General features: G+C 66.9%; 24 protein-coding genes and 1 pseudogene. 16 read left to right on the top strand and 9 right to left on the bottom strand.

Annotated elements, in window-relative coordinates; genetic code table 11:
• From B2R83_RS10720 to B2R83_RS10730, 3 genes are all read left to right on the top strand, one after another.
• On the top strand, nucleotides 1-303 hold a 303-nt coding region (locus B2R83_RS10720; RefSeq protein ID WP_292040951.1), incomplete at its 5' end, for a reverse transcriptase-like protein.
• Entirely contained in the window at nucleotides 272-958 is a 687-nt protein-coding gene (locus tag B2R83_RS10725) for an HD domain-containing protein (protein WP_292040953.1), read from the top strand. The genes B2R83_RS10720 and B2R83_RS10725, both read left to right, overlap by 32 nt.
• Before the next feature lie 95 nt (nucleotides 959-1,053).
• Nucleotides 1,054-2,328: a TCR/Tet family MFS transporter gene (locus B2R83_RS10730; RefSeq protein WP_292040955.1), complete on the top strand. Its 1,275-nt coding sequence runs from the start codon at nucleotides 1,054-1,056 to the stop codon at nucleotides 2,326-2,328.
• A 4-nt stretch (nucleotides 2,329-2,332) separates the two neighbouring features.
• Here B2R83_RS10730 and B2R83_RS10735 read toward each other — a convergent pair whose 3' ends face one another.
• Together B2R83_RS10735 and B2R83_RS10740 are read right to left on the bottom strand one after the other, a co-directional pair.
• Nucleotides 2,333-4,495, bottom strand: coding sequence for a TonB-dependent receptor plug domain-containing protein (locus B2R83_RS10735; RefSeq protein WP_292040957.1), 2,163 nt, complete (start codon nucleotides 4,493-4,495; stop codon nucleotides 2,333-2,335).
• Between the two features lie 169 nt (nucleotides 4,496-4,664).
• Nucleotides 4,665-6,872 carry a TonB-dependent receptor plug domain-containing protein gene (locus tag B2R83_RS10740; protein WP_292040959.1) on the bottom strand — a complete coding sequence of 736 codons (2,208 nt, stop codon included), beginning with the start codon at nucleotides 6,870-6,872 and terminating at the stop codon, nucleotides 4,665-4,667.
• Between the two features lie 173 nt (nucleotides 6,873-7,045).
• Here B2R83_RS10740 and asd point away from each other — a divergent pair, with 173 nt between their 5' ends.
• On the top strand, nucleotides 7,046-7,930 hold the full coding sequence (asd, locus tag B2R83_RS10745; RefSeq protein WP_414674394.1) for an archaetidylserine decarboxylase: 885 nt from the start codon (nucleotides 7,046-7,048) through the stop codon (nucleotides 7,928-7,930).
• Here asd and B2R83_RS10750 read toward each other — a convergent pair.
• Nucleotides 7,863-8,846: a LysR family transcriptional regulator gene (locus tag B2R83_RS10750; RefSeq protein ID WP_292040960.1), complete on the bottom strand. Its 984-nt coding sequence runs from the start codon at nucleotides 8,844-8,846 to the stop codon at nucleotides 7,863-7,865. The genes asd and B2R83_RS10750 overlap by 68 nt on opposite strands.
• A 112-nt stretch (nucleotides 8,847-8,958) precedes the next feature.
• On the opposite strand from B2R83_RS10750, the gene B2R83_RS10755 reads away from it, so the two are divergent.
• The 3 genes from B2R83_RS10755 to B2R83_RS10765 all read left to right on the top strand — a co-directional run bounded on the left by B2R83_RS10755 (nucleotide 8,959) and on the right by B2R83_RS10765 (nucleotide 11,033).
• Entirely contained in the window at nucleotides 8,959-9,555 is a 597-nt protein-coding gene (locus B2R83_RS10755) for an FMN-dependent NADH-azoreductase (protein ID WP_292040962.1), read from the top strand.
• A gap of 65 nt (nucleotides 9,556-9,620) precedes the next feature.
• Nucleotides 9,621-10,493 (top strand): pirin family protein, encoded by an 873-nt coding sequence (locus tag B2R83_RS10760; protein ID WP_292040964.1) that lies wholly within the window; start codon nucleotides 9,621-9,623, stop codon nucleotides 10,491-10,493.
• A gap of 66 nt (nucleotides 10,494-10,559) precedes the next feature.
• A complete protein-coding gene (locus B2R83_RS10765; RefSeq protein ID WP_027868133.1) occupies nucleotides 10,560-11,033 on the top strand; it encodes a hypothetical protein in 474 nt (157 codons plus the stop codon).
• Here the strand turns inward: B2R83_RS10765 and B2R83_RS10770 are convergent.
• Nucleotides 11,014-12,201, bottom strand: a complete 1,188-nt coding sequence (locus B2R83_RS10770) for an acyltransferase family protein (RefSeq protein ID WP_292040968.1) — start codon at nucleotides 12,199-12,201, stop codon at nucleotides 11,014-11,016. The genes B2R83_RS10765 and B2R83_RS10770 overlap by 20 nt on opposite strands.
• A 69-nt stretch (nucleotides 12,202-12,270) precedes the next feature.
• Here B2R83_RS10770 and B2R83_RS10775 point away from each other — a divergent pair, with 69 nt between their 5' ends.
• The 5 genes from B2R83_RS10775 to B2R83_RS10795 all read left to right on the top strand — a co-directional run bounded on the left by B2R83_RS10775 (nucleotide 12,271) and on the right by B2R83_RS10795 (nucleotide 18,297).
• Nucleotides 12,271-13,242, top strand: coding sequence for a succinylglutamate desuccinylase/aspartoacylase family protein (locus tag B2R83_RS10775; RefSeq protein WP_292040971.1), 972 nt, complete (start codon nucleotides 12,271-12,273; stop codon nucleotides 13,240-13,242).
• 107 nt (nucleotides 13,243-13,349) lie between these two features.
• Nucleotides 13,350-13,646 carry an ArsR/SmtB family transcription factor gene (locus B2R83_RS10780; RefSeq protein ID WP_027868136.1) on the top strand — a complete coding sequence of 99 codons (297 nt, stop codon included), beginning with the start codon at nucleotides 13,350-13,352 and terminating at the stop codon, nucleotides 13,644-13,646.
• A 13-nt stretch (nucleotides 13,647-13,659) separates the two neighbouring features.
• Nucleotides 13,660-14,715, top strand: coding sequence for an alkene reductase (locus B2R83_RS10785; protein WP_292040975.1), 1,056 nt, complete (start codon nucleotides 13,660-13,662; stop codon nucleotides 14,713-14,715).
• A 192-nt stretch (nucleotides 14,716-14,907) separates the two neighbouring features.
• Complete coding sequence (pepN, locus tag B2R83_RS10790) at nucleotides 14,908-17,574, top strand: aminopeptidase N (RefSeq protein WP_292040978.1); 2,667 nt, start codon at nucleotides 14,908-14,910, stop codon at nucleotides 17,572-17,574.
• Nucleotides 17,575-17,787: 213 nt separating this feature from the next.
• Nucleotides 17,788-18,297: a hypothetical protein gene (locus B2R83_RS10795; protein ID WP_292040981.1), complete on the top strand. Its 510-nt coding sequence runs from the start codon at nucleotides 17,788-17,790 to the stop codon at nucleotides 18,295-18,297.
• A gap of 20 nt (nucleotides 18,298-18,317) precedes the next feature.
• On the opposite strand, the gene B2R83_RS10800 is transcribed toward B2R83_RS10795, so the two are convergent.
• A complete protein-coding gene (locus tag B2R83_RS10800; protein ID WP_292040984.1) occupies nucleotides 18,318-18,656 on the bottom strand; it encodes a hypothetical protein in 339 nt (112 codons plus the stop codon).
• Between the two features lie 91 nt (nucleotides 18,657-18,747).
• Between B2R83_RS10800 and B2R83_RS10805 the strand changes: the two genes are divergently transcribed.
• The 3 genes from B2R83_RS10805 (at nucleotide 18,748) to B2R83_RS10815 (ending at nucleotide 21,472) form a co-directional block, all read left to right on the top strand.
• Nucleotides 18,748-19,602: an endonuclease/exonuclease/phosphatase family protein gene (locus B2R83_RS10805; RefSeq protein WP_292040986.1), complete on the top strand. Its 855-nt coding sequence runs from the start codon at nucleotides 18,748-18,750 to the stop codon at nucleotides 19,600-19,602.
• Between the two features lie 91 nt (nucleotides 19,603-19,693).
• The gene (locus tag B2R83_RS10810; protein ID WP_292040988.1) at nucleotides 19,694-20,131 is read left to right on the top strand and encodes an acyl-CoA thioesterase; all 438 of its coding nucleotides are present in this window, start codon (nucleotides 19,694-19,696) and stop codon (nucleotides 20,129-20,131) included.
• Between the two features lie 120 nt (nucleotides 20,132-20,251).
• Nucleotides 20,252-21,472, top strand: a complete 1,221-nt coding sequence (locus tag B2R83_RS10815; RefSeq protein WP_292040990.1) for a right-handed parallel beta-helix repeat-containing protein — start codon at nucleotides 20,252-20,254, stop codon at nucleotides 21,470-21,472.
• Between the two features lie 12 nt (nucleotides 21,473-21,484).
• On the opposite strand, the pseudogene arsC reads toward B2R83_RS10815, so the two are convergent.
• A pseudogene (gene arsC, locus B2R83_RS10820) lies at nucleotides 21,485-21,829 on the bottom strand (arsenate reductase (glutaredoxin)); the annotation flags it as partial.
• 178 nt (nucleotides 21,830-22,007) lie between these two features.
• Here arsC and B2R83_RS10825 point away from each other — a divergent pair.
• A complete protein-coding gene (locus B2R83_RS10825) occupies nucleotides 22,008-22,640 on the top strand; it encodes a 1-acyl-sn-glycerol-3-phosphate acyltransferase (RefSeq protein WP_292040993.1) in 633 nt (210 codons plus the stop codon).
• 4 nt (nucleotides 22,641-22,644) lie between these two features.
• Here the strand turns inward: B2R83_RS10825 and B2R83_RS10830 are convergent, their stop codons facing one another.
• The 3 genes from B2R83_RS10830 to B2R83_RS10840 form a co-directional block, all read right to left on the bottom strand.
• A complete protein-coding gene (locus B2R83_RS10830) occupies nucleotides 22,645-23,556 on the bottom strand; it encodes a DUF1302 family protein (protein WP_307189236.1) in 912 nt (303 codons plus the stop codon).
• Between the two features lie 263 nt (nucleotides 23,557-23,819).
• Complete coding sequence (locus B2R83_RS10835) at nucleotides 23,820-25,463, bottom strand: SulP family inorganic anion transporter (RefSeq protein ID WP_292040995.1); 1,644 nt, start codon at nucleotides 25,461-25,463, stop codon at nucleotides 23,820-23,822.
• A gap of 42 nt (nucleotides 25,464-25,505) precedes the next feature.
• The coding region (locus tag B2R83_RS10840) for a GGDEF domain-containing protein (RefSeq protein ID WP_292040999.1) at nucleotides 25,506-26,338 on the bottom strand (833 nt) is incomplete at its 5' end.

Below are 26,338 nucleotides of genomic sequence, written 5' to 3' on the forward strand. Positions count from 1 at the left end.
GAATACCTGGCCCTGGTCGCCGTCCTCGAAGCAGCCGTCGAGCATGACGCGCCGGCGCTCGCCATCGAGGGCGACAGCCAGGTCGTGATCGACGACGTCCACGCGCCCGACAGCGCCAGCGCCCCGGCGCTGCGCGCCTACCGCGCGCGGGTGCGCGCCCTGCTGGAGCGCCTGCCGGGCAGCACGCTGCGCTGGATCCCGCGCCACAAGAACCAGCAAGCGGACGCGCTGTCGCAGCGCGCCGTGCCTCCCCACCCGACCGAAGAAACGCATGCGCCCGACGAACGACGAACCCAAGACTGACCTCGCCACCTGGCGGCCGCGCCTGGCGGCCATGGCTGAAGGCGCCAGCGGCGGCGACGGCGCCCACGACAGCGCCCACCTCGAGCGCGTCTGGCGCAATGCCCAGGCCCTGCTGGCCGTGCACCCGCAAGCCGACGCCCTGGTGGTGATGGCGGCCTGCTACCTGCACGACCTGGTCAACCTGCCCAAGAACGACCCGGACCGCGCCCAGGCATCGACCCGCTCGGCCCAGCTGGCGCGCCACCAGCTGGCGTGGATGAACTTTCCGCCCGAGCGTCTCGACGCGGTGGCGCATGCCATCGAAGCGCACAGCTTTTCGGCCAATATGGCGGGCAACTGCGCGGCCGAGTCGCTGGAAGCGAAGATCGTGCAGGATGCCGACCGCCTGGACGGCCTGGGCGCGGTCGGCCTGGCGCGCATGTTCTACATCGCGGGCCGCATGGGGACAAGCCTGGCCCACCCCAGCGACCCGCTCGGCAGCGCGCGCGAATTCGACGACCGCAGCTACGCGCTCGACCACATCATGGTCAAGCTGGCCAAGCTGCCGGGCATGATGCAGACCGAGGCCGGCCGCGCCCTGGCCGAGGAACGACTGGCGCGGCTGATGGCCTTCCGCGAGGAGTTCGCGCTCGAGAGCGGCATGGCGCCCGGCTAGGCCGTCCGGCGTGCGGCAAAAATCGGCGGCAGGGACGTCCGAATGAACTTTGCCCGGTGTTAAGATAGCCGGATGTCATCCGCTTCGAGGCATCCATGACCAGCCCCACCGCCTTGCCGACCGCCAGCCCCGGCAAACTGAACTTCGTCCTGGTCTGCATCTTCATCGACATGCTCGGCATCGGGCTGATCGTGCCGGTGATGCCGCTGCTGGTCGGGGAGTATGTCCCGGCGCGCGACGACCAGGCCCTGTGGTTCGGGGTGCTGGCCGCGACCTTCGGGGTGCTGCAGTTCCTGTTCATGCCGGCCCTCGGCGCCCTGAGCGACCGCATCGGGCGCCGCCCGGTGCTGCTGTATTCGATGGCGGGCATGTGCGTCAACTTCCTGGTCACGGCCTGGTCGCCGAGCCTGTTCTGGCTGTTCGTCGGGCGCATGATCGGCGGCATGTCCTCGGCCAGCATGTCGGTGGCCGCGGCCTACGCCTCGGACATCTCGACCAAGGAAAACCGCGCGAAAAGCTTCGGCAAGATCGGCGCCGCCTTCGGCCTGGGCTTCATCTGCGGGCCCATGCTCGGCGGCCTGCTCGGCAACAACGACCTGCGCCTGCCCTTCTACGTGGCGGCGCTGCTGGGCGCCGCCAACCTCGTCTACGGCTACTTCATGGTGCCGGAGTCGCTCCCCGCCGGCCAGCGCCCGCCCTTCTCCTGGGCGCGCCTGAATCCCCTGGCCGCCCTGCTGCGGCTGGGGCGGCGCTCCGACATCCGCGGCCTGATCATCGTCATCACCCTGGTCACCTTCGGCCAGATGATGCTGCAGTCGACCTGGGTGCTGTACACCACCTTCCGCTTCGACTGGACGCCGCGCGACAACGGCATCGCCATGTTCTGCGTCGGCCTGGTCTCAAGCGTGGTGCAGGCCTGGCTGCTGGCGATCCTGATCCGGCGCTTCGGCGAGGTGCGCCTGTCGCTGATGGGGATCACCTCGGGCGCCCTGACCCTGCTCGGCTACGGCCTGGCGACCCAGGGCTGGATGATGTACGCGCTCATCCTGTGCAACGTGCTGGGCTTCGCCGCCACGCCGGCGCTGCAGGCGATCGTCTCCAAGGCCACCCCCGCCAACCAGCAGGGTGAGCTCATGGGCTCGCTGCAGTCGATCAGCAGCCTGGGGGTGATCATCACGCCGATCATCGGAACCGCCATCCTGGCCACCGTCAGCCACCTGCCGCCGGGCGACTGGCGCATCGGCAGCCACTTCCTGCTGTGCGCGGCCATGCAAACGGTGGCGATCCTGGTGGCCTGGCGTTACTTCCGCACCCACCGCGTGCACGACAGCCATGGCGAGAGCCAGAGCAAGGAAGAGATACGGGCCTGACCGGTCAGAACTTCAATTCCAGCGTGGTGCGCAGCTTGATCCCGTTCGGATAATTCCAGCGGCGCTTCTCCAGACCGCCGACCGGATCGTAGTAGCTCGGCTCGAAGGAGTTGCCTTGTTCCAGCAGGTTCGACAGCGCGATGCGCAGCACGGTTTTCGGGTTGAAGGTCCAGGCCGCATAGGTGTCGAGGTCGGTGCGGCCGATCCGGTAGAAGCCGCGGTTGGCCGCCACCTGCACGTAGCCGCCGCGCCGGTAGGCCACGCTGGCCCCGAGCGCCAGCGCGCCGGACTTGTAGTCGGCGCCGAGGTTGGCCGTGAGCGGCACCTGCTGTTCCATCCGGTTGTGCGGGCCCGGCACCGATTCGACCTGTGACCAGTAGCGGCTGACGCTGGCGCGCAGGTCGATCGCAGGCGCGCCGGCGTACAGCGCCTTGAGCGGGAACTTGGTCTCGATCTCGAGGCTGCGCATGACGGCGCGGTCGTCGTTCACCGGCTTGAAGATCCAGCGCCGGCCGTCGAAGTAGATATGGTTGCTGGTGTAGTCGTCGATGCGGCGCAGCGCGCCGCTCACCGACAGCATCGCGCCCTCGGCCCAGTAGTGCTCCCAGGCGGCATCCAGGCCCCAGGCCAGTTCCGGCTTCAGGTTCGGGTTGCCCTGGAAATCGGCTTCGGTGGCGCTGTTGTTTTCCCATTCCGAACGGCGCGGCACGATGCTGTCCAGGTCGGGCGCCTTGTAGGTGCGGCTGAGCGCGAAGCGGAGCTGGTCCGCGTCCTTGCCCTCCTTGGCCGGGAACTTGTACAGGGTTTGCAGGATCGGGCTCAGGACGCTCGAACGCACGCGCGTCGATTCCACGGCATCGCCCGACACGCGCGTGCGCACGCCTTCCCAGCGGGCGCCCAGGTAGACCGACCAGCGCGGATCGATGGTCCATTCGTCCTGCACGTAGAAGGCGGCGCGGCTGACCTGGGCGCGGAAGTCCTCGTCCAGCAGCTGGCCTGGTGCGAATACCCGGACCGTGTCGCGCTCGGCGCGGATATCGGTGCTCTCGTTGACGCGCAGTTCCCAGCCCAGCGCCAGCAGATGCCCGCCATCCATCGTGCGGCTGGCCTTGCCGGTGGTGTTCAGGCCCCGGGCGTGGGTGTCGGACAAGGTGCTCCCCTCGGTTTCCGGCAGGCCCCTGGCGTCAAGGCCGCTGCGGCGGACGAACATCTTGCGCGACGACCATTCGGCGCCCAGCTTGGCGTCGAGTTTCAGGCCCGTCTCCGTGGCGCGGGTCCAGCTCAGGTCCGACTTCAGCATGCGGTCGTCCATCTCGCCGAAGGTCTGCAGATCCGGCGTCTGCGGCGGCCGACCGATCAGCGTGGTGACGATCGGGTGGGCCCCATTGCGAAAGCTTGAGCTGTTGGCGATGGTTTCCCACGCCAGGGTGTCGCCGTTGTCGAGGGTCCAGTTCAGGCGCGGGCTCAGGTTCAGGCGGTTCATGTGCCCCTTCTCCGGCGCATGCACCGTGCGGACCATGTCGACCCTGCCGTCGGGCCGGGTGTTCTCCTCGAAGCCGCCCCACTCCCGATCCAGGCTGTCATGGTTGCCGCTGGCCGAGAACGACCAGGACGATTTCTCGCCGCGGTCGCCTACCTGGGTGCTGAAGGTCGGGCCGCGAAAGTCGTCCGACAACAGGTAGCCCAGCTTGGCCTCGCGCTGACGCTGGTTGGTTTTCTTGCGCAGCACGATGTTGATGGTGCCGGCCACCGACTCGCTTGAAAACTCGGCGGTCGCCACCCGCAGCACCTCAATGCGCTCGATCATGTCGGGTGACAGGGTGTCGAGGGCAAAGCCGGCCGGGGTCCGCTCGCCGTTCACCAGGATCTGGGCATAGCCGCCGCCCAGGCCGCGCATCCGGATCTGGGTGCTGCGTCCTGTGCCGGTCGTCACGGTCACGCCAGGAATGCGCTTGAGGACGTCGGCGACATTGGTGTCGCCGTAACGCACCACCTCCTCGCGCTTGACGACGATGCGGGCGGCGGTGTCGTCGCGGCGGGCGTCGTAGCCGGCCCCTTTCACTTCGACCTGCTGGACGGCCCCGTCAGCGGTGCTTTCTTGGGCGGCTGCCTGGGCACAGAGCCCGGCGACAATGACTACGAGGTAACGGGGGCGCAGCAATGTCATTCCAGTCTCCGGAAATAGTTGTTCAATTAATGTGAAGAACTATATTCCATACAATGGCAGGCGTTAAACGCTACACAGACGATTTTATTGCTATTACATAGCAATTTAATTTTCCATGACAAAGAAAAACCCGGCGCAGAGGCCGGGTTTGGGTCAGATCGAGCGCCTGTCAGAACTTCAATTCATAGGTCAGGCGGTAGCGCACCCCCTGCGGGAACACGAAGCGGCGGGTCTGAGAACCGAAGCGTGCGTCCTCGTAGGTGTTCTCATTGATGAAGTCCTGGCTGGTCATGTTGCTGACCGCGAAACGCAGCTGGCGCTGGGGGTCGAACTTCCACAGTGCGTACATGTCCAGCTCGCGGCGCGGGATCACGTAGGCACGCTGGTTGGTCGACACCCGCACCGGACCGCCGCGGCGGTAGGCGAAGCTGCCGCCGGTGGTCAGGGCGCCCACCTTGTAGTCGGCGCCCAGGTTGACCGTCAGTGGGGTCTGCTGGTCGAGGCGGTTGTTCGGGCCCGGCACCGATTCCACGCGCGACCAGTTGCGGTTGACGCTGGCGCGCAGGTCGACCGCCGGCGCTTCCTTCATGACCGCCTTGAGCGGGAACTTGGTCTCGATCTCCAGCGAGCGCGTCGTAGCGCTGTCCTGGTTGCTCGGAGTCTGGATCCAGCGCTCGCCGTCGAAATAGGTCAGGTTGCGGGTGAAATCGCTGATGCGGCGCTGCGACACGCTCACCGACAGCAGCGCGCCTTCGGCCCAGTAGTGCTCCCAGGCGGCGTCGATGCCGAAGGCCAGTTCCGGCTTCAGGTTCGGGTTGCCGCGGTAATCCGGTTCGGTCGAGCTGTTGTTCTCGCTGACCTGGCGGCGCGGGGTCAGGCTGCCCACGCCCGGCGCCTTGTAGGTGCGGGTCAGGGCCAGGCGCACCTGGTCGCCTTTTTTACCCGGAATCTTGTACAGGGTCTGCATGATCGGGCTCCACACGTTGGAGCTCGATTCGCCGCGCTCGAAGGTATTGCCGGTGACGCGGGTGCGGATGCCTTCCCAGCGAGCGCCCAGATACATCGACCAGGCCGGGGTGATGTTCCATTCGTCTTGCGCGAACATGGCCAGGCGCTTGACCCGCGCTTCCGAGACTTCGTAGGCCGGGACGTTGCCGCTCACCCGCACGCGGTTGATGTCCTTGCGCTCGTCGTCGCGGGTGTCGACGCCGCCGTCCCAGCCGAAGGCGAAGGTGTGGCCCTTCTCGATGCTGCGGCTGTACTTGCCGGTGGAGTTGACGCCGCGGTCGCGGCCCTCGAGCAGGCTGGTGGTGTCCAGCAGCGGCACGCCGGCGCCGGTTGCGGCCGTGCGGTGCGAGGTGCTGTCGTTCTCCATGGCCTGTGCCCCCACCTTCAGGTCGAGCTTGGCGCCGGACTCGAACTTGCGCGCCCAGGAGAGGTCGGAGCGCAGGAACCGGTTCTTCGCCTCGAAGGCGTTGGCCAGGGTCGGGAACGGTGGCGCCGGGCCGATCAGGGTCGTGGTCGGCTGGCTGAAGCGGTTCTGGAAGCGGTGCTGGTTGATGAAAGTCTGCGAAGTCAGGGTATTGTCCTGGCCGAGCGTCCAGTTCAGGCGCGGGCTCAGGTTGATGACGCTCATCTCGCCCTTCTGCGGCAGCACCATGGTGCGCAGCATGGTGACCTCGCCATTCGGCGCCACGCCGCGTTCCTCGCCGGTGGACTCGAACTCGAAGCGGTCCTTCATCGCGTTGGCCGAGATCGAGTACGAGAAGCCACCAATGCGGTCCGACATCTGCAGGTTGGCGTTCGGACCGTAGCCGTTGCTCGATCCCTGGGCCGCCAGCTTCAGTTCGCGCAGGCGGTTCTTCACCGAGCGCTTCAGGATGATGTTGATGGTGCCGGCCACCGACTGGGTCGAGAACTCGGCGCTGGCGGCGCGCAGCACCTCGATGCGCTCGATCGAGTCCGGCGCCAGCGAGTCCATCGAGAAGCCGGCCGGCGCGCGTTCGCCGTTCACCAGGATCTGGGTATAGCCCGCGCCCAGGCCGCGCATGCGGATCTCGCCGCCGCGGCCGTTGGAAGAATTGACGGTGATGCCGGGCACGCGCTTGAGCACGTCCAGCACATTGGTGTCGCCGTACTTGGTGATCTCTTCGCTGCTGACCACGACCTTGGTGGCGGTGTCGTCGCGCCGCGGGTCATAGGTATCAAGCGTGCCCTTCACCTCGACCTGGGTGATCTTCCTGGCCGGCTCCGCCTTGGTCGCAGCGGCCGGCGCCGGAGTCTTGGTATCCTGCGCGGAGGCGCTGAGGACCGGGAGGCACAGGCTGATCGCGGCGGCGAGCACGGTCAAACGGAAGGAACGGGATACGGGGGACATTGAATACTTCGAAAGTGATAGGAATCGCAATTGTCCCAGAAGCAATTCAGCCTGTCTCCAAGAATCGAATATGCATGCTGCAACTATTTTTCTCGCATACGCCGTCCATACGAGCACTGGAGTACACTGTTGGCAGGCGATAAACATGCATTCCCGTATGTGAAGCCCGTATAATGCGCGATCGTTTTCAAACCGAGAGGCCCATCCAAGTGTCCCGTCTAAAAGTCCTGCCCCAATATGTGATGCCGAAGACGGCGCTGACCAACTTCGCCGGCCGCGTCGCCGGCGCCAAGGGCGGCGCGATGACCACGCGCCTGATCCGCTGGTTCGTCGGCAAGTACGGCGTCAACATGGACGAGGCGGCGAACCCGGACATCGCGAGCTACAGCAGCTTCAACGAGTTCTTCACCCGCCCGCTGCGCAGCGACGCGCGGCCGCTGGCGAATGCCGATTTCGTGTGCCCGGTGGACGGCGCGATCAGCCAGTTCGGCGACATCGACGACCACCACATCTTCCAGGCCAAGGGAAATAAATTCACCAGCGCGGAGCTGGTGGGCGGCGACGAGACGCTGGCAGCCCATTTCCAGCACGGCCACTTCGCCAACCTCTACCTGAGCCCGAAGGACTACCACCGCATCCACATGCCCTGCGACGGCCGCCTGACGCGCATGATCTACGTGCCGGGCAAGCTGTTCTCGGTGAACCCGACCACGGCGCGCGGCGTGCCGGGCCTGTTCGCCCGCAACGAGCGCGTGGTGTGCGTCTTCGAGTCGGAAGAACATGGCCCCTTCGTGATGACCCTGGTGGGCGCCACCATCGTCGGCAGCATGGCCACCAGCTGGCACGGCGTGGTGAATCCGCCGCGCATGCCGCGCATCTGCGAATGGAATTACGATGCGCACCCTGTCGTGCTGAAGAAAGGCGAAGAGATGGGCCGCTTCCTGCTCGGCTCCACCGTCGTCATGCTCTTCAAGAAGGGGACGATCTCCTTCAACGGCGAGTGGGCGCCGGAGCGCTTGGTGCGCCTGGGCGAGGTGATGGGAAACCATCCTCGCTGATCACGCTCGGCGTTCGCTCGCCGACTTCCGTACATTTCTCTTCCATCAGGTCGAGGAAGGCCCGGGTCTTGGCCGGCATCAGGCGGCGGCCCGGAAAGACCGCCCAGCCCTGGGTGGTCGGCGGTTCCCATTCCGGCAGGACCCGCACCAGCTCACCCGTCTGCAGGTAGGGACCGGCGAAGGTCAGCGAGCTGGCCGCGATGCCGGCGCCGCGCGACGCCAGCCGCGCCAGCAGCTCGGGCGAATTGGCGGTGAGGCGCGCCGGCACTTGCCGTTCCCAGCGCAGCTTGCCGCGGGTGAGCACCCAGGGCGTCGCGCCGCCGTAGCGGCTCAGCATGCACAGCAGGTCGTGCTGCAGCAGGTCGTCGGGATGCTCGGGCAAGCCGTGCCGGGCCACGTACGCGGGCGAGGCATACAGGCCCCAGTGTTCGAGGTTGATCGGGCGCGCGTTCAGCGAAGCGTCGTCCGGCAGCTCCCCCATGCGGATCGCGATGTCGTAACCCTCGGCGATCAGGTCGACCCGGCGCGGCGACAGGTCCATCTCCAGCGACACCTCGGGGTAGCGCGCGATGAAGCGCGCGATCACCTCTTGCAGGCCGATATTGGCGAAGTCGCCCGGCAGGGACATGCGCAGCTTGCCGCTCGGTTCCTGCTGGCGGTGCTGGGCCAGGGCGCCGGCCGCCTCCACCTCTTCCGCCACTTTGCGCGCGTGTTCTAGCAGGCTGGCGCCGAATTCCGTCACCACCAGCTTGCGCGTGGTGCGCTGCAGGAGGCGCTCGCCCAGCTTCTGCTCCAGCAGTGCGATGCGGCGCGAGACGGTCGATTTGGGCTGCTGGACGCGCTCGGCGGCGCGGCTGAAGCTGCCGGCCTCGACGATCCGGGCGAACAGCAGCAGGTCATTCGGTTCGACTTCCATGATTGTTCCACCAGTAGGATAATGTTATCCATTCTACTGTCTTTCGCAACGATTTTGGAACCGCTAAAGTGTCTCCATCGACAAACATTCTTGGAATGAAGGGACACAGAATATGAATATCCTGCAAATCACCTCCAGCGTCCGTGGCAAGGATTCGGAATCCACCCGCGTCACCAATCTCATCGTGAACAAACTGGTTGCCGGCAACCCGGACGCGAAAGTCGTGCACCGTGATTTCGGCGCCCAGCCGCACCCGGTGCTCGACGGTGCAGCCGTCGGCGCCCTGTTCACCCCGGCGGACCAGCGTAGTGCCGAGCAGTCGGCCCGCGTGGCCCTGGACGACGCCCTGATCCTTGAGGCCCAGGCCGCCGACGTGATCGTGATCGGCGCCCCGATGTACAACTTCGGCATGCCGGTGCAGCTGAAGAACTGGTTCGACGCAATCGCCCGCTCCGGCGTGACCTTCCGCTATACCGAGACCGGTCCGGAAGGCCTGCTGAAGAACAAGAAGGTCTACGTTGCCACCGCCCGTGGCGGCGTGTATCCGGTGGAAGCCGACCCGCAGGTGCCGCACATCCGCATGCTGCTGAACTTCCTGGGCATGACCGACCACACCTTCATCTACTCGTCGGGCCTGAACATGGGTCCTGAGGCGGCGGCCAAGGGCCAGCAGGCAGCCAACGAGGCTGTGGAAGCGGCGCTGGCGTAACCCATGACGTAGAATCGCGCCGCCGGCAGGCGGCGCGCAACCGATCGACACACGAGGAGAACAGCATGACCGAGTTGACCAACACCGCAGCAATCGTGAAATCGCGCGGGGTCGAACGCCTGATCCAGGGCCAGTTCGTGATGGACGGCGCGGGCGTGAAGATCAACCGCGTGCTGACCGGTTCCCTGCAGCGCCGCCTCGACCCCTTCCTGATGCTGGACGCCTTCGGCAGCGACAAGGCGGGCGACTACATCGCCGGCTTCCCGGAGCACCCGCACCGCGGCTTCGAGACCGTGACCTACATGCTCAACGGCCGCATGCGCCACCGCGACAGCGCCGGCAACGAGGGCCTGGTGACCAATGGCGGCGTGCAGTGGATGACGGCCGGCCGAGGCGTGATCCACTCCGAGATGCCGGAGCAGGACGAGGGCCTGATGGAAGGCTTCCAGCTGTGGCTCAACCTGCCCGCCAAGGACAAGATGATGGACCCGTGGTATCGCGACATCCCGACCGAGGAAGTGCCGTGCTTCACCGTTGATGCCGGCGTGACCGTGCAGGTGATCGCCGGCGAGACCCACGGCGTGAAGGGCGCGGTGCAGCGCGAGCATACCCTGCCGCTGTACCTCAACATCGAGATCCCGGCCGGCGTCATCTTCGAGCAGCCGATCCCGCAGGGGCACAACGCTTTTCTCTACGTGTACCGGGGCGAAGCGGTGGTCGAGGGCAAGGGCGTGGGCAAGACGCGCATGGCGGTGCTGGACAATGCCGCGGGCGCCGACGGCGTGCGCATCAAGGCGATCGAGCCGACCCGGCTGATCCTGCTGGCGGGGCGTCCGCTGAACGAGCCGATCGCGCAGCACGGCCCATTCGTGATGAACACCACCGAAGAGCTGTACCAGGCCTTCGACGATTTCCGGGCGGGGCGGTTTGCAGCCTGAGGCTTTGCAGCCCGCCATTGCCGCCTGCTACACTGACGGGATGACGCACGTTCATCCCGTTTTTTTATGCCCCTGATCGACACCGTTGCCGACCTGCTCGCACGCGCCAGCCGCGCGCTCGGCTTCGAGACGGCCGATTCCTTCCCGCCCGGCCATGCCTACGCGCGCACCCGCTGGAACAAGGCCTACTTCGACATCCCCTCGGACCTGAAACCCGACGCGATCGAGCAGCGCATGTGCGAGGCCATCGTCAACACCCCTTCCCTGTTCGGGGAAATCCTCAATCCCACGCCGCGCATGCAGCGCACCCTGCTGGGCATCATCGAGGGGCGCCTGCGCCGCGGCCAGGGGGCGCCCGTCGACCTGGCGGCGCTCCTGGTGGCGGCCTACCGCAGCCCGCATACGGTGGAGACCGTGCCGGGGCTGCGCCAGGCGATTCGCGACACCTCGGGCTACGAGCCGCAGGTGCAGGCCAATGCCATCCTGGCCTACCTGGCGGATGCGCCGGCGGCGTTTGGCGTCATCGAGGCGCGGGGCTGAGCATGCCCGGCCGTGCCGCATTGCTCGGCACGTAGCGCTCGCGCAGCAGCATGAAGGGCGTCTCCACCAGCTTGTAGAGCAGCCAGCCGCTCAGGACCGACAGGATCAGCAGCGCCGTGATCGTCAGCGGATGCTCGGCGCCGTATCCCTGCCCCTTCAGCCACTTCGCCGCCATCACGCACACCGGTTTATGCAGCAGGTAGATCGCGTAGGACCACAGCGCCAGCGCGCCGGCGCCGGGCACCCGCAGGCCGCGCAGCAGAGAATGCTCCGACACCGCCGCGACAATCAGCAGCGAGAAGCCCAGCGCCATCAATGGAAAACCGAACACGGTGATGCCGAAGCCGTAGCGATCGTCGAGGAAGAACCAGAACGCCACCCCACATGAAAGCAGGCCCAGCACGCCCATCAGGTTGCCATGCCGGGTCAGGCGCGCCCAGAGCCCGGCGTGGTGGTTGCGCAGTAGCGCCAGCGCCACGCCGGCCAGCAGCTCGTCATACCTGCATAAGCTTGAGTAATAAATGTACTTAAAATAGAAGTAAAGCTTATAGTTCTGTCCCGCCATCTCCTGCCACAGCTCGGCGCGGATCAGCATGCCGGCAATGAAGGCGAGCGCGATCCCCGTCCAGGCCAGGCGCAGCGAGCCGCCGAACAGGATGCCCAGCAAGGCCACGGCCGGCAGCAGCATATAAAACTGTTCCTCGATCGCCAGCGACCAGGAGTGCGAGAAGGCGCTGCCCGGCTCCAGTGCGAAGTTCTGAATGAATGTCGCGTACTCCCACAGCGGCAGCAAGGGCGCGTCGCCGCGGAAGGCCGGCCACAGGAAGTACAGGGCCAGCACCACCCAGTAGTTCGGCAAGGTACGCAGCAGGCGGCGCGCATAGAAGTGCTTCAGCGAGAAACCGCCCGGGCTCTTCAAGCTTGCAAAGATCTGGTTGCCGATCAGGTAGCCGGACAGCGCGAAGAACAGGTCGACCCCGACCCAGCCGACCTCGCCCACCCAGCCGAAGGTCGGCGCATCGCTGACGAACAGCACGTAATGGTGCAGGACGACCAGCGTCACGGCGAGCGCACGCAAGGTGTCGAGGCCGTGGATGCGGGTGGAGATGGTGGACATGCTGGCCGTTCTGGTGATGAAGTTGCGGATCATGCCACGGCCCTTCGGCATCCGCCACTGTTTGCCGATAAAATGTCGGCACCCGAAACCTTCCACTCCCTTTTCCCGGATCAGCACCGCATGAATCCCCAGAGCCAGTACCAATTCAAGTCCGTCAACTACACCGGCCTGCAGCCGGGCCCGCGCGTCATCATCATGGGCGCGACCCATGGCAACGAAGTCTGCGGCACCATCGCCATCCGCCGCGTGATGGAAGAGATCGACTGCGGCCGCCTGCACATCGCGGCCGGCAGCGTGACCTTCGTGCCGATCGTGAACCCGAAGGCCTACGAGCAGAACACCCGCAATGGCGACCGCAACCTGAACCGCAACCTGTTCCCGAAAAACGACCCGCAGGACTTCGAGGACCAGATCGCCAATTGGCTGTGCCCCCTGCTCGCCCAGCATGACGTGCTGCTCGACCTGCACTCCTTCAATGCGACCGGCGGCCAGCCTTTCGTGATGGTCGGCCCGCTCAACAACGACGGCACCCTGCAGCCCTTCCAGCACGCCGAGAAGGAACGCGCATGGGCGCGCCGCCTGGGCGTGAAGCGCTTCGTGGACGGCTGGCTGGCCGCCTACGGCGACGGCGTCAAGCGCCGCAGCCGCAATGCCGACGAACTGGAAACCGTGCTGCGCTACGGCGTCGGCACTACCGAATACATGCGCACCACGGGCGGCTACGCGCTCACGCTCGAATGCGGCCAGCACGTCGATCCGACCGCGCCGGAAGTGGCCTACCGCGCCATCATGAACACGCTGGCGCACCTGGAGCTGATCGCGGCGCCCGATCCGGAGCCGGTGCCCTTCGACGAGATGGAAGCCCTGTCGATGGTCGTGGTGCACGACAAGCTGCACGCCGACGACGCGTTCAGCCGCGCCTGGGCCAGTTTCGATCCCGTGAACGAGGGCGACGAGATCGGCGTGCGTGCCGACGGCAGCAAGGTGGTGGCCGAGTTCAGCGGCCGCATCCTGTTCCCGGATGCCAAGGCCAATGCCAACTCGGAGTGGTACTACCTGACCCGCCCGAACCCGCGCTTCGGCCGGGAATAAGCACAACCCTGATGAAGCCGTCGCCAGCAGGGTTTTCCGATATATCGTAAGATGACGATATTCGGATCGAAAGAACCCGATAGATGTTGCAAATAAGGGAAGAACTCATGGACATCGACGCGATCCACAAGGCCCTGGCCAATCCGGTGCGGCGCCAGATCCTGCACTGGCTGAAGGATCCGCAGCAGCATTTCGCCGAGCAGGAGCACCCGCTCGACATGGGCGTGTGCTGCAAGCTGATCGACCAGCGCGCCAAGCTGTCGCAATCGACGGTTTCGGCGCACCTGGCGACCCTGCACAAGGCAGGGCTGGTGAGCACGCGGCGCGTCGGGCAGTTCATCTTCTTCCAGCGAAACGAGGAGGTCATCCAGGCCTTCCTCGATCAACTGAACGACGGACTTTAGGAGTACTCCAACGATGGCAACAATGTTTGACCCGATCAAAGTAGGCGCACTCGAACTGCCGAACCGCATCATCATGGCGCCGCTGACCCGCTCGCGCGCCGTCGGCGGCGGTCGCGTGCCGAACGCGATGATGGCCGAATACTACGTGCAGCGCGCATCAAGCGGCCTGATCCTGTCGGAAGCCACCGCCGTGACCCCGATGGGCGTGGGCTATGCCGACACCCCGGGCATCTGGTCGGACGAACAGGTCGAAGGCTGGAAGATCGTCACCGACGCCGTGCACAAGGCAGGCGGACGCATCGTCCTGCAGCTGTGGCACGTGGGCCGCATCTCGGACCCGCACTTCCTCGACGGCCAGCTGCCGGTCGCGCCGTCCGCGATTCAACCGAAGGGCCACGTGAGCCTGCTGCGTCCGATGCGCGACTATGCCACCCCGCGCGCGCTCGAAACCCATGAGATCCCGGCGATCGTCGCGGCATACCGCAAGGGCGCCGAGAACGCGAAAAAGGCCGGTTTCGACGGCGTGGAGATCCACGGCGCCAACGGCTACCTGCTTGACCAGTTCCTGCAGGACTCTACCAACCAGCGCACCGACCAGTATGGCGGCTCGGTCGAGAACCGCGCCCGCCTGATGCTCGAAGTGACCGACGCCTGCATCGAGGTGTGGGGCGCCGACCGCGTCGGCATGCACCTGGCGCCGCGCCGCGATTCGCACGACATGGGCGACTCCAGCCCGCGCGAGACCTTCGGCTACGTCGCGCGCGAACTCGGCAAGCGCGGCATCGCCTTCATCTGCTCGCGCGAAGCCGTCGGCGGCGACAGCCTGGGCGCGCACCTGAAGAAGGAATTCGGCGGCGTCTACATCGCCAACGAAAAGCTGACCAAGGAAAGCGCGCAGCAGCTGATCGAGTCGGGCGCGGCCGACGCGGTGGCCTTCGGCGTGTGGTTCATCGCCAATCCTGACCTGCCGAAGCGCCTGAAACAGGATGCGCCGCTGAACCAGCCGCGGCCGGAGCTGTTCTATGGCTCGGGACCGGAGGGGTATACCGACTACCCGACGCTGAACTGATTCGGCCGTCGTCCACCGAAACGGGTTCCCCTTCGCGGGAACCCGTTTTTGTTTGTGCGGCACGCTTCGCTCCGCACCCGTACGTACGTTTTGTTTTCGTATATGTATGTGGTGTAAACGACACCCCGCTCATGCTATTCTTGCGCGATTATTTTTATCGCGCACCGAGCCTGCGCTGTCCCAGGAGACCACGTGAAACACTTCGCCCCCCGCGCCATGGCATTCGCCATCGCTTCCGCTTTCGTCTTCAACGCCGCAAGTGCTGCGCCCGCAGTTGGCGGCGCTGCGCGCGCCGAGAACGCCTACCTCTCGGAAGCCGACGCCATGGCCAGGTCAAGCCGCGTGTCGAACGTGGACTACGTGCTCGATTTCACGCTCACCGGCAAGGAAAACTTCACCGGCACCACCACCGTCAGCTTCGACCTCAAGGACACCGACTCGGCCCTGACCATCGACCTCGACAAGGCGACCGTCAAGTCGGTCAGCATCAACGGCAAGCAGGTCCCGACCCGCTATAACAACTGGTTCGTCACCCTGGCGCCGGAACACCTGGCCAAGGGCCGCAACACCGTCACCATCAGCTACGAGCGTCCGCACAGCACCAACGGCGAAGGCCTGCACCGCATGGTCGACCCAGTCGATAACCGGGTCTATACTTATTCGCACTTCGAGCCGGCCGCCGCGCACCAGATGTTCGCCGTGTTCGACCAGCCCGACCTGAAGGCCACCTACACCGTCACCGTGAACGCCCCAAGCGACTGGCACGTGGTCACCACCACCCGTGAATCCAACATCGCGGAAGCGACCGGCGGCAAGCGCTGGACCTTCCCCAAGACCAGGAAGCTCAGCCCCTACAACTTCTCCCTGCACGCCGGTCCCTACCAGGTCTGGGAAGACAAGAGCGGCAAGTATCCGATGCGCCTGTTCGCGCGCCAGTCGGTGGCCAAGCAGGTGACCCCGGCCGACTGGTTCCGCTACACCAAGGCCGGCCTGGAGTTCTTCGACAACTACTACGGCATCCCTTACCAGTTCGAGAAATACGACCAGCTCCTGGTGCCTGACTTCCTGTACGGCGCCATGGAGAACGCCGCCGCGATCACCTTCGCCGAAGCCGGTTTCCTGTACAAGGCCGAGATGACCCCGGCGCAGAAGATGCGCCTGGCCGAAGTCATCATGCACGAGATGGCGCACCAGTGGTTCGGCGACCTGGTGACCATGAAGTGGTGGAACGGCCTGTGGCTGAACGAGAGCTTCGCGTCCTTCATGGCGACCCTGGCCACCGCCGAAGCCACCGAATTCAAGGACGCCTGGCAGGCCTTCTACCAGGAAGACAAGCAGGGCGCCTACACCATGGACCAGAAGGTCTCGACCCACCCGATCGAGGTGCCGGTGCCCTCATCAAGCAACGCCTTCGACAACATCGACGCCATCACCTATTCGAAAGGCGCGTCGACCCTGAAGCAGCTGCGCCACATGCTAGGCGAGGAAACCTTCCGCAAGGGCGTGCACAACTACCTGGTGAAATACTCCTGGCAGAACGCCACGCTCGACGACTTCATCAAGAGTCTGGGCGAAGCGGCCGGCCGCGACCTGTCCAAGTGGAGCCAGGAATGGCTGTACCAGGCCGGCGTGAACACCATCACCGCCAACTACAGCTGCTCGAACGGAAAAATCAGCAACTTCTCGCTGGCCCAGACCGCGCCGAGCAAGGCCTTGCCGACCCTGCGCGAGCAGCGCGTGCAGGTAGGCGCCTTCAAGCGCGAGAACGGCAAGCTGGTGCTGGCCAAGAACGTGCCGGTGACCTACTCCGGCGCGAAGACCAGTGTCGCCGGCATGGTCGGCAGCGCCTGCCCCGACCTGGTGTACCCGAACTACCAGGACTGGGGCTTCGTGAAGGTCAACCTCGACAAGCGCTCTTTCGAGACCGCCCGTACTACCCTGGGCGGCGTGGAAGACCCGCTGCTGCGCGCCATGCTGTGGCAGGCCCTGTGGGACGGCGTGCGCGACGCCAAGCTGCCGCTCAACGAATTCATCGACGTGGCGCTCGCCAACGCGCCGCAGGAGAAGGATTACACCCTGCTGGGCGACGTGCTGGGCAAGGTCGGCTACTCGAAGTACTACCTCGACGCCATGGGCCTCAAGGATGGTCCACAACGCGCCTACGCGGAGAAGACCGGCAAGGCGCTGGAAGACATGGCCTGGCAAGGCGTGGTGGCTAGCCGCGGCAACGACGCCTTCCAGCGTCGCTGGTTCGGCACCTACATGGGCCTGGCGAGCAGCTCGGAAGCGCTGGCGCGCCTGGCCGGCATGCTCGAAGGTAAGGGCACCGAAGGCCTGAACATCAGCCAGGACCAGCGCTGGGCCATCATCAATCGCCTGAACCGCTTCAACGTCCCCGGCGCGGCCGGACTGGTCGAAGCCGAGCAGGCACGCGACAAGTCCGACACCGGCCAGGGCGCAGCGCTCGCCGCGACCGTGGTGCGTCCGGATCCGAAGGTCAAGAGCGAGTGGCTGGGCACGGTGGAAGACCTGAAGACCAAGCTGCCGTTCTCGCGCATCCGCACCGCGATGGGCGCCATGTATCCGGTCGAGCAGCACAAGCTGGCCGAGCAGACGGCAAGCGAGCGCCTGGCCAAGCTGCCGGCGATCGACAAGGCGGCCGGTCCCGTCTTCATGCGCACCTATGCGGGTACGATGATCCCGACCGGCTGCACGCCGCAAAGCGTCCAGCGCCTGCAGCGCGCCGCCGACACCATGAAGGACCTGTCGGCCGGCACCCGCCGCTCGCTGCTCGACACGCTGCAGGAAGACCAGCGCTGTGTGGCGATCAAGAAGGCATTGACCGCACCGAAGGCGTAATCGACGATAGTGACGGTCTACCCACGCAGCAGGCCCGGCTGGCCCCTGGCGGCCACGCTGGGCGTCCACCTGCTGCTGGCCTGGAGCTGGCGGATCGCGCATCCGCCAGCGCCAGATGCTCGCGCAGAACGGCTTATCAACCTGATTCCCTTGCCGCCGCCTTCACCTCAGCTCCCGCGGATCCGTTCGGAACCGCCGCTTCCACGCCCTGCTATGCCCAAGACGCGACGCGCGCGTAGCGAGGCTGCAGATACAGGCACGTCGCCCGAGCCGGAACCCGTTACTCCGCCACAGGAAATACCGGCAACGGCCGCCGATCCCTTCGCCATCACGGCCCCATCCGTTCCGGCTGAATCCGCACTCGACGCGATGGTCGGGCGCGCGAAACGCGACGCCGTCATCATCGACCGCGAGATGCGCAAGGGGAAGTCCGGCGTGCCGGAAGTCGCCGACACGCCGATGGGACGCTTCAGGCAGGCGCTCGAGGCTGCCCACAAGGACAGCAGTCGCGGCTTGAGCAGCGAAACCTATACCGCACCCGACGGCCAGGTCATCTACCGTTTCCGCCAGGGCGGCAAGGTATGGTGCCGCACGGGCGGCAGCGTACGCCCGCAGATCGGCGGCGCGAACGGCGGCGGGGCCACCCAGTTCGACAGCGCCGGCGGCGGAGGCGCCGCGGGGCTGATCCGCTGTCCGGGCCATGGGGACTGGAAGCGCGACTGAAACGACGCCGGCCTGCCCGCTCAGCGCTTGCCGCGCTTGCCGCCCGCCGCGGGCGCGCACAATTCCTGGACCCGGCGCCAGGCCCCGGTCCCTTCGCACACCACCGGCGGGCGCCCCTGCAGCAGCTTGCCCAGGTCGACCGGCTTGCCCTCGTTGACGGTGACGCCGCGGTTGATCGGGATGCACATCGCGTCGTGCCAGGCCGCCGCATAGCCATCCGGCGTCGGCAAGGGCCCGCGCGCCCGCAGCGCGGCCGCCTCGCATGCTTTTTTCGTCTGGAAAGTTCCACGCAGGCTGGTGCTCTCCAGGCTCACATCGCGGTGCTGCTGCAGATAGAGCAGCAGGATCATCGTAAACATTCACACTCCTTCAGTATCCCGCACGCCTGAGCTTCTTCAAACGTCCGCGCCGCCCCGACAGTTAGCCTGTGGGTCCACAGAAAGGACCACCATGTTCAAGCTCGTCACCTGGAATATCCAGTCCGGCCGCAGCCCGGACGGCAAGACAGATCTCGACCGTATCATCGCATGCCTCGACCGGTTTTGCAGTTTTGACATGCTTTGTGTGCAAGAAGTTTCGAGCGGCTATACGGCGGGCGCCGAAGACCAGTTCGCCATGCTGCGCGAGCGCCTGCCCGGCTATACCGGCTTCGAGGCCATCGCCTGCGACACCGCCGCTCCCGACGCCGCCGATGCTGCGCGCCGCCGCTTCGGCATGATGGTGTTCTCGCGCCATCCGGTCCTGCAGGCCCTGCGCCACTCCCTGCCCTGGCCATCCGAGCCCGAGGTCATGAGCATGCCGCGCACCGCACTCGAACTGACGGTGGCGGCGCCCGGCGGGCCGCTGCGGGTCGTCGCCGTGCACCTCGAGTACTTCTCGCAGCGCCAGCGCATGGCCCAGGTCGAGCGCCTGCGCGACCTGCACCGCGAAGCCAGCCTGCATGCGGCCAATCCCCCGGCCCCGGGCCGCGGGCCCTTCGCGGTGCCGCCGCGCGCCATGCCGGCCCTGCTGGCCGGCGACTTCAACATGCTGCCGGGCTCGCCCGAACACCAGCGCTTGCTGGCGCCGCTCGGCGACTGCGTCCATCCCTGGCGCGACTGCTGGCAGCTGGCCCAGCCGGGACGGCGCCACGCGCCCACCGTGGGCCTGCACGACGCCAGTCCGGAAGCCTGCGCTCCCTTTACTTTCGACTACGTGTTCGCGAGCGCCGACCTGGCCGAGCGGGTGCGCCGCGTGCGGGTGGACGCCAGCGAACAGGGCTCGGATCACCAGGCACTGCTGGTCGAGCTCGATTGGGACGCGTGAGGCGTCAAGACACCCGGCCCGGCGCCGGGCCGTACAATGACGGTGTCGCGGCCGCATGCCGCCCAAACCGTTTTTGTATCACGAGGCCACATTGGACTGGGATTACCCGCGCCCCTACACCCTGCCCGTCACGCCGCAAGCCGGCGACATCGACGGCCTGAACCACACCAACAATGCCGTCTACGTGCGCTGGTGCGAGCAGGCCGGCTGGGCCCATTCCGAACAGCTCGGCCTGTCGCTGGACGATTACCGCCGCCTCGACCGCGCGATGGCGATCCGGCGCGGAGAATACGACTACCTGCTGCCGACCTTGCTGGGCGAGTCGCTGAGCCTGGCCACCTGGCTGGTCGCCGGCGACGGCAAGCTCGCGATGCAGCGCCGTTTCCAGCTGCTGCGCGACAGCGACGGCGCCACCGTCCTGCGCGGGTGCTGGGACCTGGTCTGCATCGAGATCAGCAGCGGTCGCCCGCGCCGCATGCCGGCCGAGTTCATCGACACCTACATGCCGGCCGTCGTGCAGGCCTCTTGATCGCCGAAGAGCCGATGCGGCGTGTTGAGTGTCCTCAAAGTAGACCTTGAGACAACCGGCCTCCCTCCCGCTTGTGCTGGGTCAAACTGACTCCGTCACGTCCGTTGCCACGAGAGAGAGATGCGCCATTACCCGTTCGTCGCCGTCTGGCCCGCCAAACGCCCGCTGTTGGCCGCCCTGCTCTTCATCCTGCTTGGCGCCACGGTGCTGTCCGGCTGTCGCCTGCGCGAGCCCGGCCAGGAAGACCTCGTGATTCCCGAACTGGTACGCACGCACCTGTACGTGGCGCCATCCGGCTCGGACAGCAACCCGGGCACCCGCGACGAACCCTTCCGCACACTCACCCGCGCCGCCCAGGCCGTCACCCCCGGCACCACGGTGCACGTCGCGCCCGGCACCTACTTCGGCGGGATACGCACCAATACCCATGGCACGGCGGAGGCGCGCATCGTCTTCGAATCGACCGAGCGCGGCGGCGCGCGCCTGGTGCCGCCGCTCGACTCGCGCCAGCCGGCGGCCTGGGACAACCGCGCCAACTACCTCGACATCATCGGCTTCGAGATCGACGGCGGACAGTACCAGAGCGGCATGAAGTGGCTGAGCGGCATCTACAACGGCGGCTCGCACAATGGCATCCACCACAACCACATCCACCACATCGGCAACGACGTGCCCTGCGAGGCCAAGGGCGGAGCCGGCATCGGCGTCGACAGCTACTACAAGGGCAGCGACGCCGAAGTGGTCGGCAACAATGTGCACGACATCGGTCCGCCCGAGTGCCGCTACATGCACGGCATCTACGTCAGCACCACCGCCAGCGTGCGCGACAACATCATCTACCGGACATCGGGCGCCGGCATCCACCTGTGGCACGACGCCAGCAAGGTAACGATCCGCGGCAACACGGTGGTCGGCTGCGGCACAGGCATCGTGGTCGGCGGCGGCGACTTTTATCACAGCACGGGGCCCAACGACCATACGCACACGGCGAACAACATCGTCTACGACAACGGCCACGGCATCATGGAACAGGGTGCGACCGGCCAGAACATCAGCTACCGCAACAACCTGGTGTACCAGAACGCCGGCGGCGACTGGAAGCTCTCGGCGGGACGCCGGCACAGCGGCACCGTGGCCGCGGCGCCGCTGTTCGCCGACTACAGCCGGGCGCTCGCCACGCCCGACTTCCGGCTCCAGCCGGGCTCGCCGGCAATCGGCAAGGGCCTGCCGCCGGATGCCGGCGATGCGGTCGCGCTGCGGCCGCGGCGGCCGATCGATATCGGCGCGGTGCCGTATACCGACTCGGAACCGACAGGCGGGCCGGCGCCGGGTGCGCAGTAAGGCCTGTGCTTAAAGAATCTCGTGCACCAGCTCGAAAGGCCGGCACAGGCGCACACCCTTCGGCGTGACCACGAAGGGACGGTTGATCAGGATCGGATGCGCCGCCATCGCATCGAGCAAGGCGGCGTCGTCGACGCCGGGCTGGTCCAGGCCGAGTTCAGCGAACAGGGCTTCCTTGCTGCGCACGGCCTCGCGCGGGCTCAGGCCGGCCGCGGCAATCATCGCTGCGAGCTGTTCGCGGGCGGGCGGCGCCGACAGGTACTCGACCACCCGCGGTTCATGGCCGGCTGCGCGGATCTCTGCCAGGGTGTTGCGCGAGGTGCCGCAGCGCGGATTATGGTAAATCGTGATATCCATCTGTTAAATACTCTTCAATATTGGCGAAAAACTAGCGGCATCATAACCACACCTCATGTCTGGCACCAGCTTTTTCGCTTGTTCCTCGCTCCAGCTCGCTATAGAATTCGACGCTTATTTTTCCGGTAGAACACAAAAGCTGCCCGAAAAAAAGCGTTTGAACCGCGACGGAGAATCGATGAGCGAACACCTGCTGCGCCCCGCAGCACTTCCCACCTGGGGCCAGCGCACTGCGCTTCGCCTGCTGAACCTGGCCGGCTGGCAGGTGCACTTCAAGCCCCTCCCGGGACCGCACGGGATCGCCGTGGTCTATCCGCACACCTCGAACTGGGATTTCCTGGTCGGCCTGCTGGGAAAATGGGCGGTCGGCTTGAAGTTCCGCTGGGTCGCCAAGGATTCGCTGTTCCGCGGCCCGATGGGGAGCATCATGCGCTACTGGGGCGGCATCGCCGTCGACCGGCGCGCCTCGATGGGCGCCACACGCCAGCTGGCCAAGACCATGCTCGACTCGTCCTGGTGCTGGATCGGCATCACCCCGGAAGGCACGCGCAGCTACCGCCCGCACTGGAAGAGCGGTTTTTACCACCTGGCCGCCACCGCCGACGTGCCCCTGCTGCTGGTCTACATCGACTACCGCGCCAAGGTGCTCAGCGTGGTCCATACCTTGAAGCTGAGCGGCGACCCTGAGCGGGACATGGCAGCCATCGCCGCCGTCTACGAGGGCCGCCAGGCGCTCTATCCCGACCAGGCCGCGCCGATCAAGCTGGCGCCGCCGCGCGATCCCTCCGAGCCGCAACGCCGCCGCGCTTGACGCACTAGAAGCGCAGCCCGACGGCCATCGAGGCCGTATCCCGGTCCGCCGCCGCGTTGTAGTCCCCACCCCACGAGGGCTGGTAGCCCAGCTCCGCCAGATAGCGCTGCCGGTACTCGAAGCGCAGCGCGAGGTTGGAGGACTTGCGCCCCTCGTTCAGCAGCAGGTCGCCCGACCATCCCTTCACGTCGTGCACGAACAGCAGGCTGGCGCTGCCCGCCAGCCCGGGCGCCAGCCGTGGCAGCCGCCCATCCAGGCGCAGCCGGTAGCCCCAGGCCTGCGGCGTCGCGTAGCCGCGCAGGCTGCACTGGCGCGCCGCATCGCGCGTGCTCACCGCGCAGTTGCCGTGGACGGCGCCAGCCCCGAAGCTGTCCCCGCGCCCGTAACGCAGCACCGACGGATCGGGCAGGCCGCGCACGCGCTTGCCCACCACCTCCGCGCCGAACGCCAGCTCCATCGCGCTCAGGGTCCATTCGCGGCGCACGCCGGCCTGGGCCTGCCACATCGCATACAGGTCGTAACCATGGAAGATGCCGCCCGGCGGCACCGCATCGGCGCGCGCCCGCAGCAGCGATGGCGCCGTGGCGCTCAGAAAAGGCGGCAGCACGTCGCCCGGCGCCAGCATGAACGGCAGCGCGGGGCGGTACGAGACTTCGCCGTGGATGCTGCTGCCGGCGCGCTTGCGCGAGAAGGTCGCCGCCGTGATGCGCAGGCCTTCGGCATACTCGGTGAAAAACGCCATGTTGCGTCCGTCCGGATCACCGGGCCGCAGCGCCGGGCCACCGGGACGCAGGGTGCGGCGCAGGCCAGGCAGCGGGGTGCGCGCATGATAGCGGGCATGGTACAGGCCGAGCTCGAGCCCTTCGTCGGGACGCCAGGTGGCGCCGAAGCCGAATTCCTTCGCTTTCGGCGTCAAGGTCGGCAGCCGCTTCTGGTAGACGCCGAGCGCGGTGCGGGCGCCAGCGCGGCAAGTGCGATCGCCGCGCCTGTCCTGCGAACGGCAACGCTGGTTGCCGGCGTCTCATGTCGGGTCATCCCTGCCCTTATCCGATTCGGCGCGTGCGCTCCAGGCCCAAGCCTGTCGCACCTGATTTGATATTGCGCCTGATCAATCCTAATGACGGGTCGATACGCTGTCAATACAGCGTTGCTTTTCGGGAACTAGTTTTCAGGAACTAGTCATGCGGCCGGCCCGGGCGCCAGCTCATCCCAGGCCATGGCGGCGCTCAGGAACAGGCGTCCACCCAGCGCCTGGAGCAGTGTGCTGTGCTTGAGGCGGTCCATGACAGGTCCTTTCACCTCGGCCAGGTGCAGCAGCACCCCGCGCTGGCGCAGCGAGGTGTTCAACTCCCCGAGCCCGAACAGGGCCGAGGTGTCGATGGCGTTCACCGCCGACAGCACCAGCACCAGGTGGCGCGTGTCGGGACGCGCCGCCAGTTCGTCCTCGATGCGTTCGTTCACCGCCTCGACGTTCCCGAAGAACAGCCCGGCGTCCACGCGCAGCATCAAGAGGCCCGGCGCGGTCTCGGCCGAATAGCGGTCCACGTTGCGGAAGTGCTCGGTGCCATTGATACGGCCCAGCACGGCGATGTGGGGACGGCTGGCGCGCCAGATCAGCGCCCCCATCGACAAGGCCACGCCCACCACCACGCCTGCTTCCACGCCCAGCACCAGCACCCCGGCGCCGGTGGCCAGCAGCGCCGCCGCGTCGGCGCGGTCGTAGCGCCAGGAGGTGCTCAAGGTCGACAGGTCGAGCATGCCGAGCACCGCGACGATGATGGTCGCCGCCAGCACCGGCAGCGGCAGCAGCGCCAGCCAGCCGGTCGGGGCCACCAGGGCGAGCGCCAGCAGCGCGGCCGTGATGATGCTGGCCAGCTGGGTGTTGGCGCCGGCCGCGAAGTTCACCGCCGAGCGCGAGATGCTGCCGGTCACCGGGAAGCCGCCGCTGAGGGCGCTGCCGATGTTGGCCGCGCCCAGGCCCACCAGTTCCTGGTTGCTGCCCAGCTTCTCGCCGCGCTTGAGCGCCAGCGTCTGCGCGCCGGACATGCTGATCAGGAAGATCATGAAACCGATCAGGAGCGCCGGCTGCAGCAAGGCCTGCCAGTGCCCGCTCGACGTCGCCAGGTTCAGCCCCGGCAGTCCGGCCGGGACGGAGCCGGTGGTCGCCACGCCGAGCGCTTCCAGCTTCAGCAGCGGCACCAGCGCGGTCGCCCCGATCACTACCAGCATGGGCGCCAGCTTGGCGCCGATGTCGGCCGCCACCGGCGGCAGCCCGGTGCGGCGCAGGCTGCCGGCCATGTAGTGTCGCGCCCAGACCAGCACGGCCAGCGCGCCCAGTCCCAGCGCCGCGCTCGGCCAGTGGAAGGCGGGCGGCATGGCGCCCAGCAGCGGCCGCAGCTGGCCCCAGGCGATCAGGAGCGCCGAGCCGAGCGTGAAGCCGCTCATCACGGGACGGGAAAAGAAGTTGGCCAGGAAGCCGATGCGCAGCAGGCCGCAGGCCAGCAGCACAACCCCGGACAACAGCGCCAATTGCGCGGCCAGCACGCCATACAGCGCGCTGCCGGGCGCCGCCAGCGGAGCCAGACTGGAGGCCGTCATCAGGGAGATGATCGCCATCGGGCCGACCGACTGGGTGCTGCTGGTGCCGAACAGCGCGTACAGCAGCGGCGGCACGATGCTGGCATAGATCCCGGCCACCGGCGGCAGGCCGGCCACCAGCGCATAGGCCATGCCCTGGGGGATCATCATCATCGCCACGACGATGCCGGCGCTGATGTCGCCCGGCAGCATCGAACGCCGGTAGTGCTGCAGCCACTGAAGCATATGGTATTGCCCGACAGAAAAGCCGCTAGCCTATCATGCGGCTTATTGCATCGCCAGTTCGACGCAGTTGCGCCCTGCCCGCTTGGCGCGCGCCAGCGCGGCGTTCACGCGCACCGCCAGCGAATCGCCGTTTTCAAACTCGCCCAGCTGCGCCACGCCCAGGCTGACCGTGACGCGGTCGCAGCCCGGGATCTCGGCGGCCTCGATGGCCGCGCGCAGCTTCTCGGCCATTTTCAGGCCGTCGATGGCGCTGGTGTGCGGCGCGATCACCTGGAACTCCTCGCCGCCCGAGCGCACCAGCACGTCGCTCGAGCGCAGCAGGGCGCGCGCGGTGTCGGCCACGGTGCGCAGCGCGATATCGCCCACCGGGTGGCCGTAGGCGTCGTTGACGTTGCGGAAGCGGTCGATGTCGAAGGCGATCAGGGCCAGCGGCGTTCGATAGCGGCGGGCGCGCTTGATCTCCTGTTCCATCAGGTATTCGCCATGGCGGCGATTCGCCACGCCGGTCAGGGCGTCGAGGGTCGCCAGCTGGGTGACCCTGCCGAGCAGCTCCTCGCTTTCGCGCATCAGCTCCGCCATGCGCAGCCCGAAGGCGGCCAGCTGCGCCAGGTCGTCCAGGGCGGACAGCTGGGCGCCAGAAAGCGGGCGCGCGTCCCCGAACAGCAGGCAGAGGGCGCCGCGCGGCGCGCCCGGGCCCGATGCCGGCACCGGCACGCCGAGCACCATCTGCACGCCCTGGGCACGCAAGGCTTGCGCGAGCAGCGGCTCGCCCGCCTTGTCGACGGCATCGAGCAGCACGGTCTCGCCGCTGGCAGCGGCCAGGAGGCCCGGAAAGGCATGGCGCAGGGGCGCGTGCAGCAGGCGCTCGCCGCGCC

The sequence above is a fragment of the Massilia sp. UBA6681 genome, from assembly GCF_002454935.1.
Classification (GTDB): Bacteria; Pseudomonadota; Gammaproteobacteria; order Burkholderiales; family Burkholderiaceae_D; genus Telluria; species Telluria varians.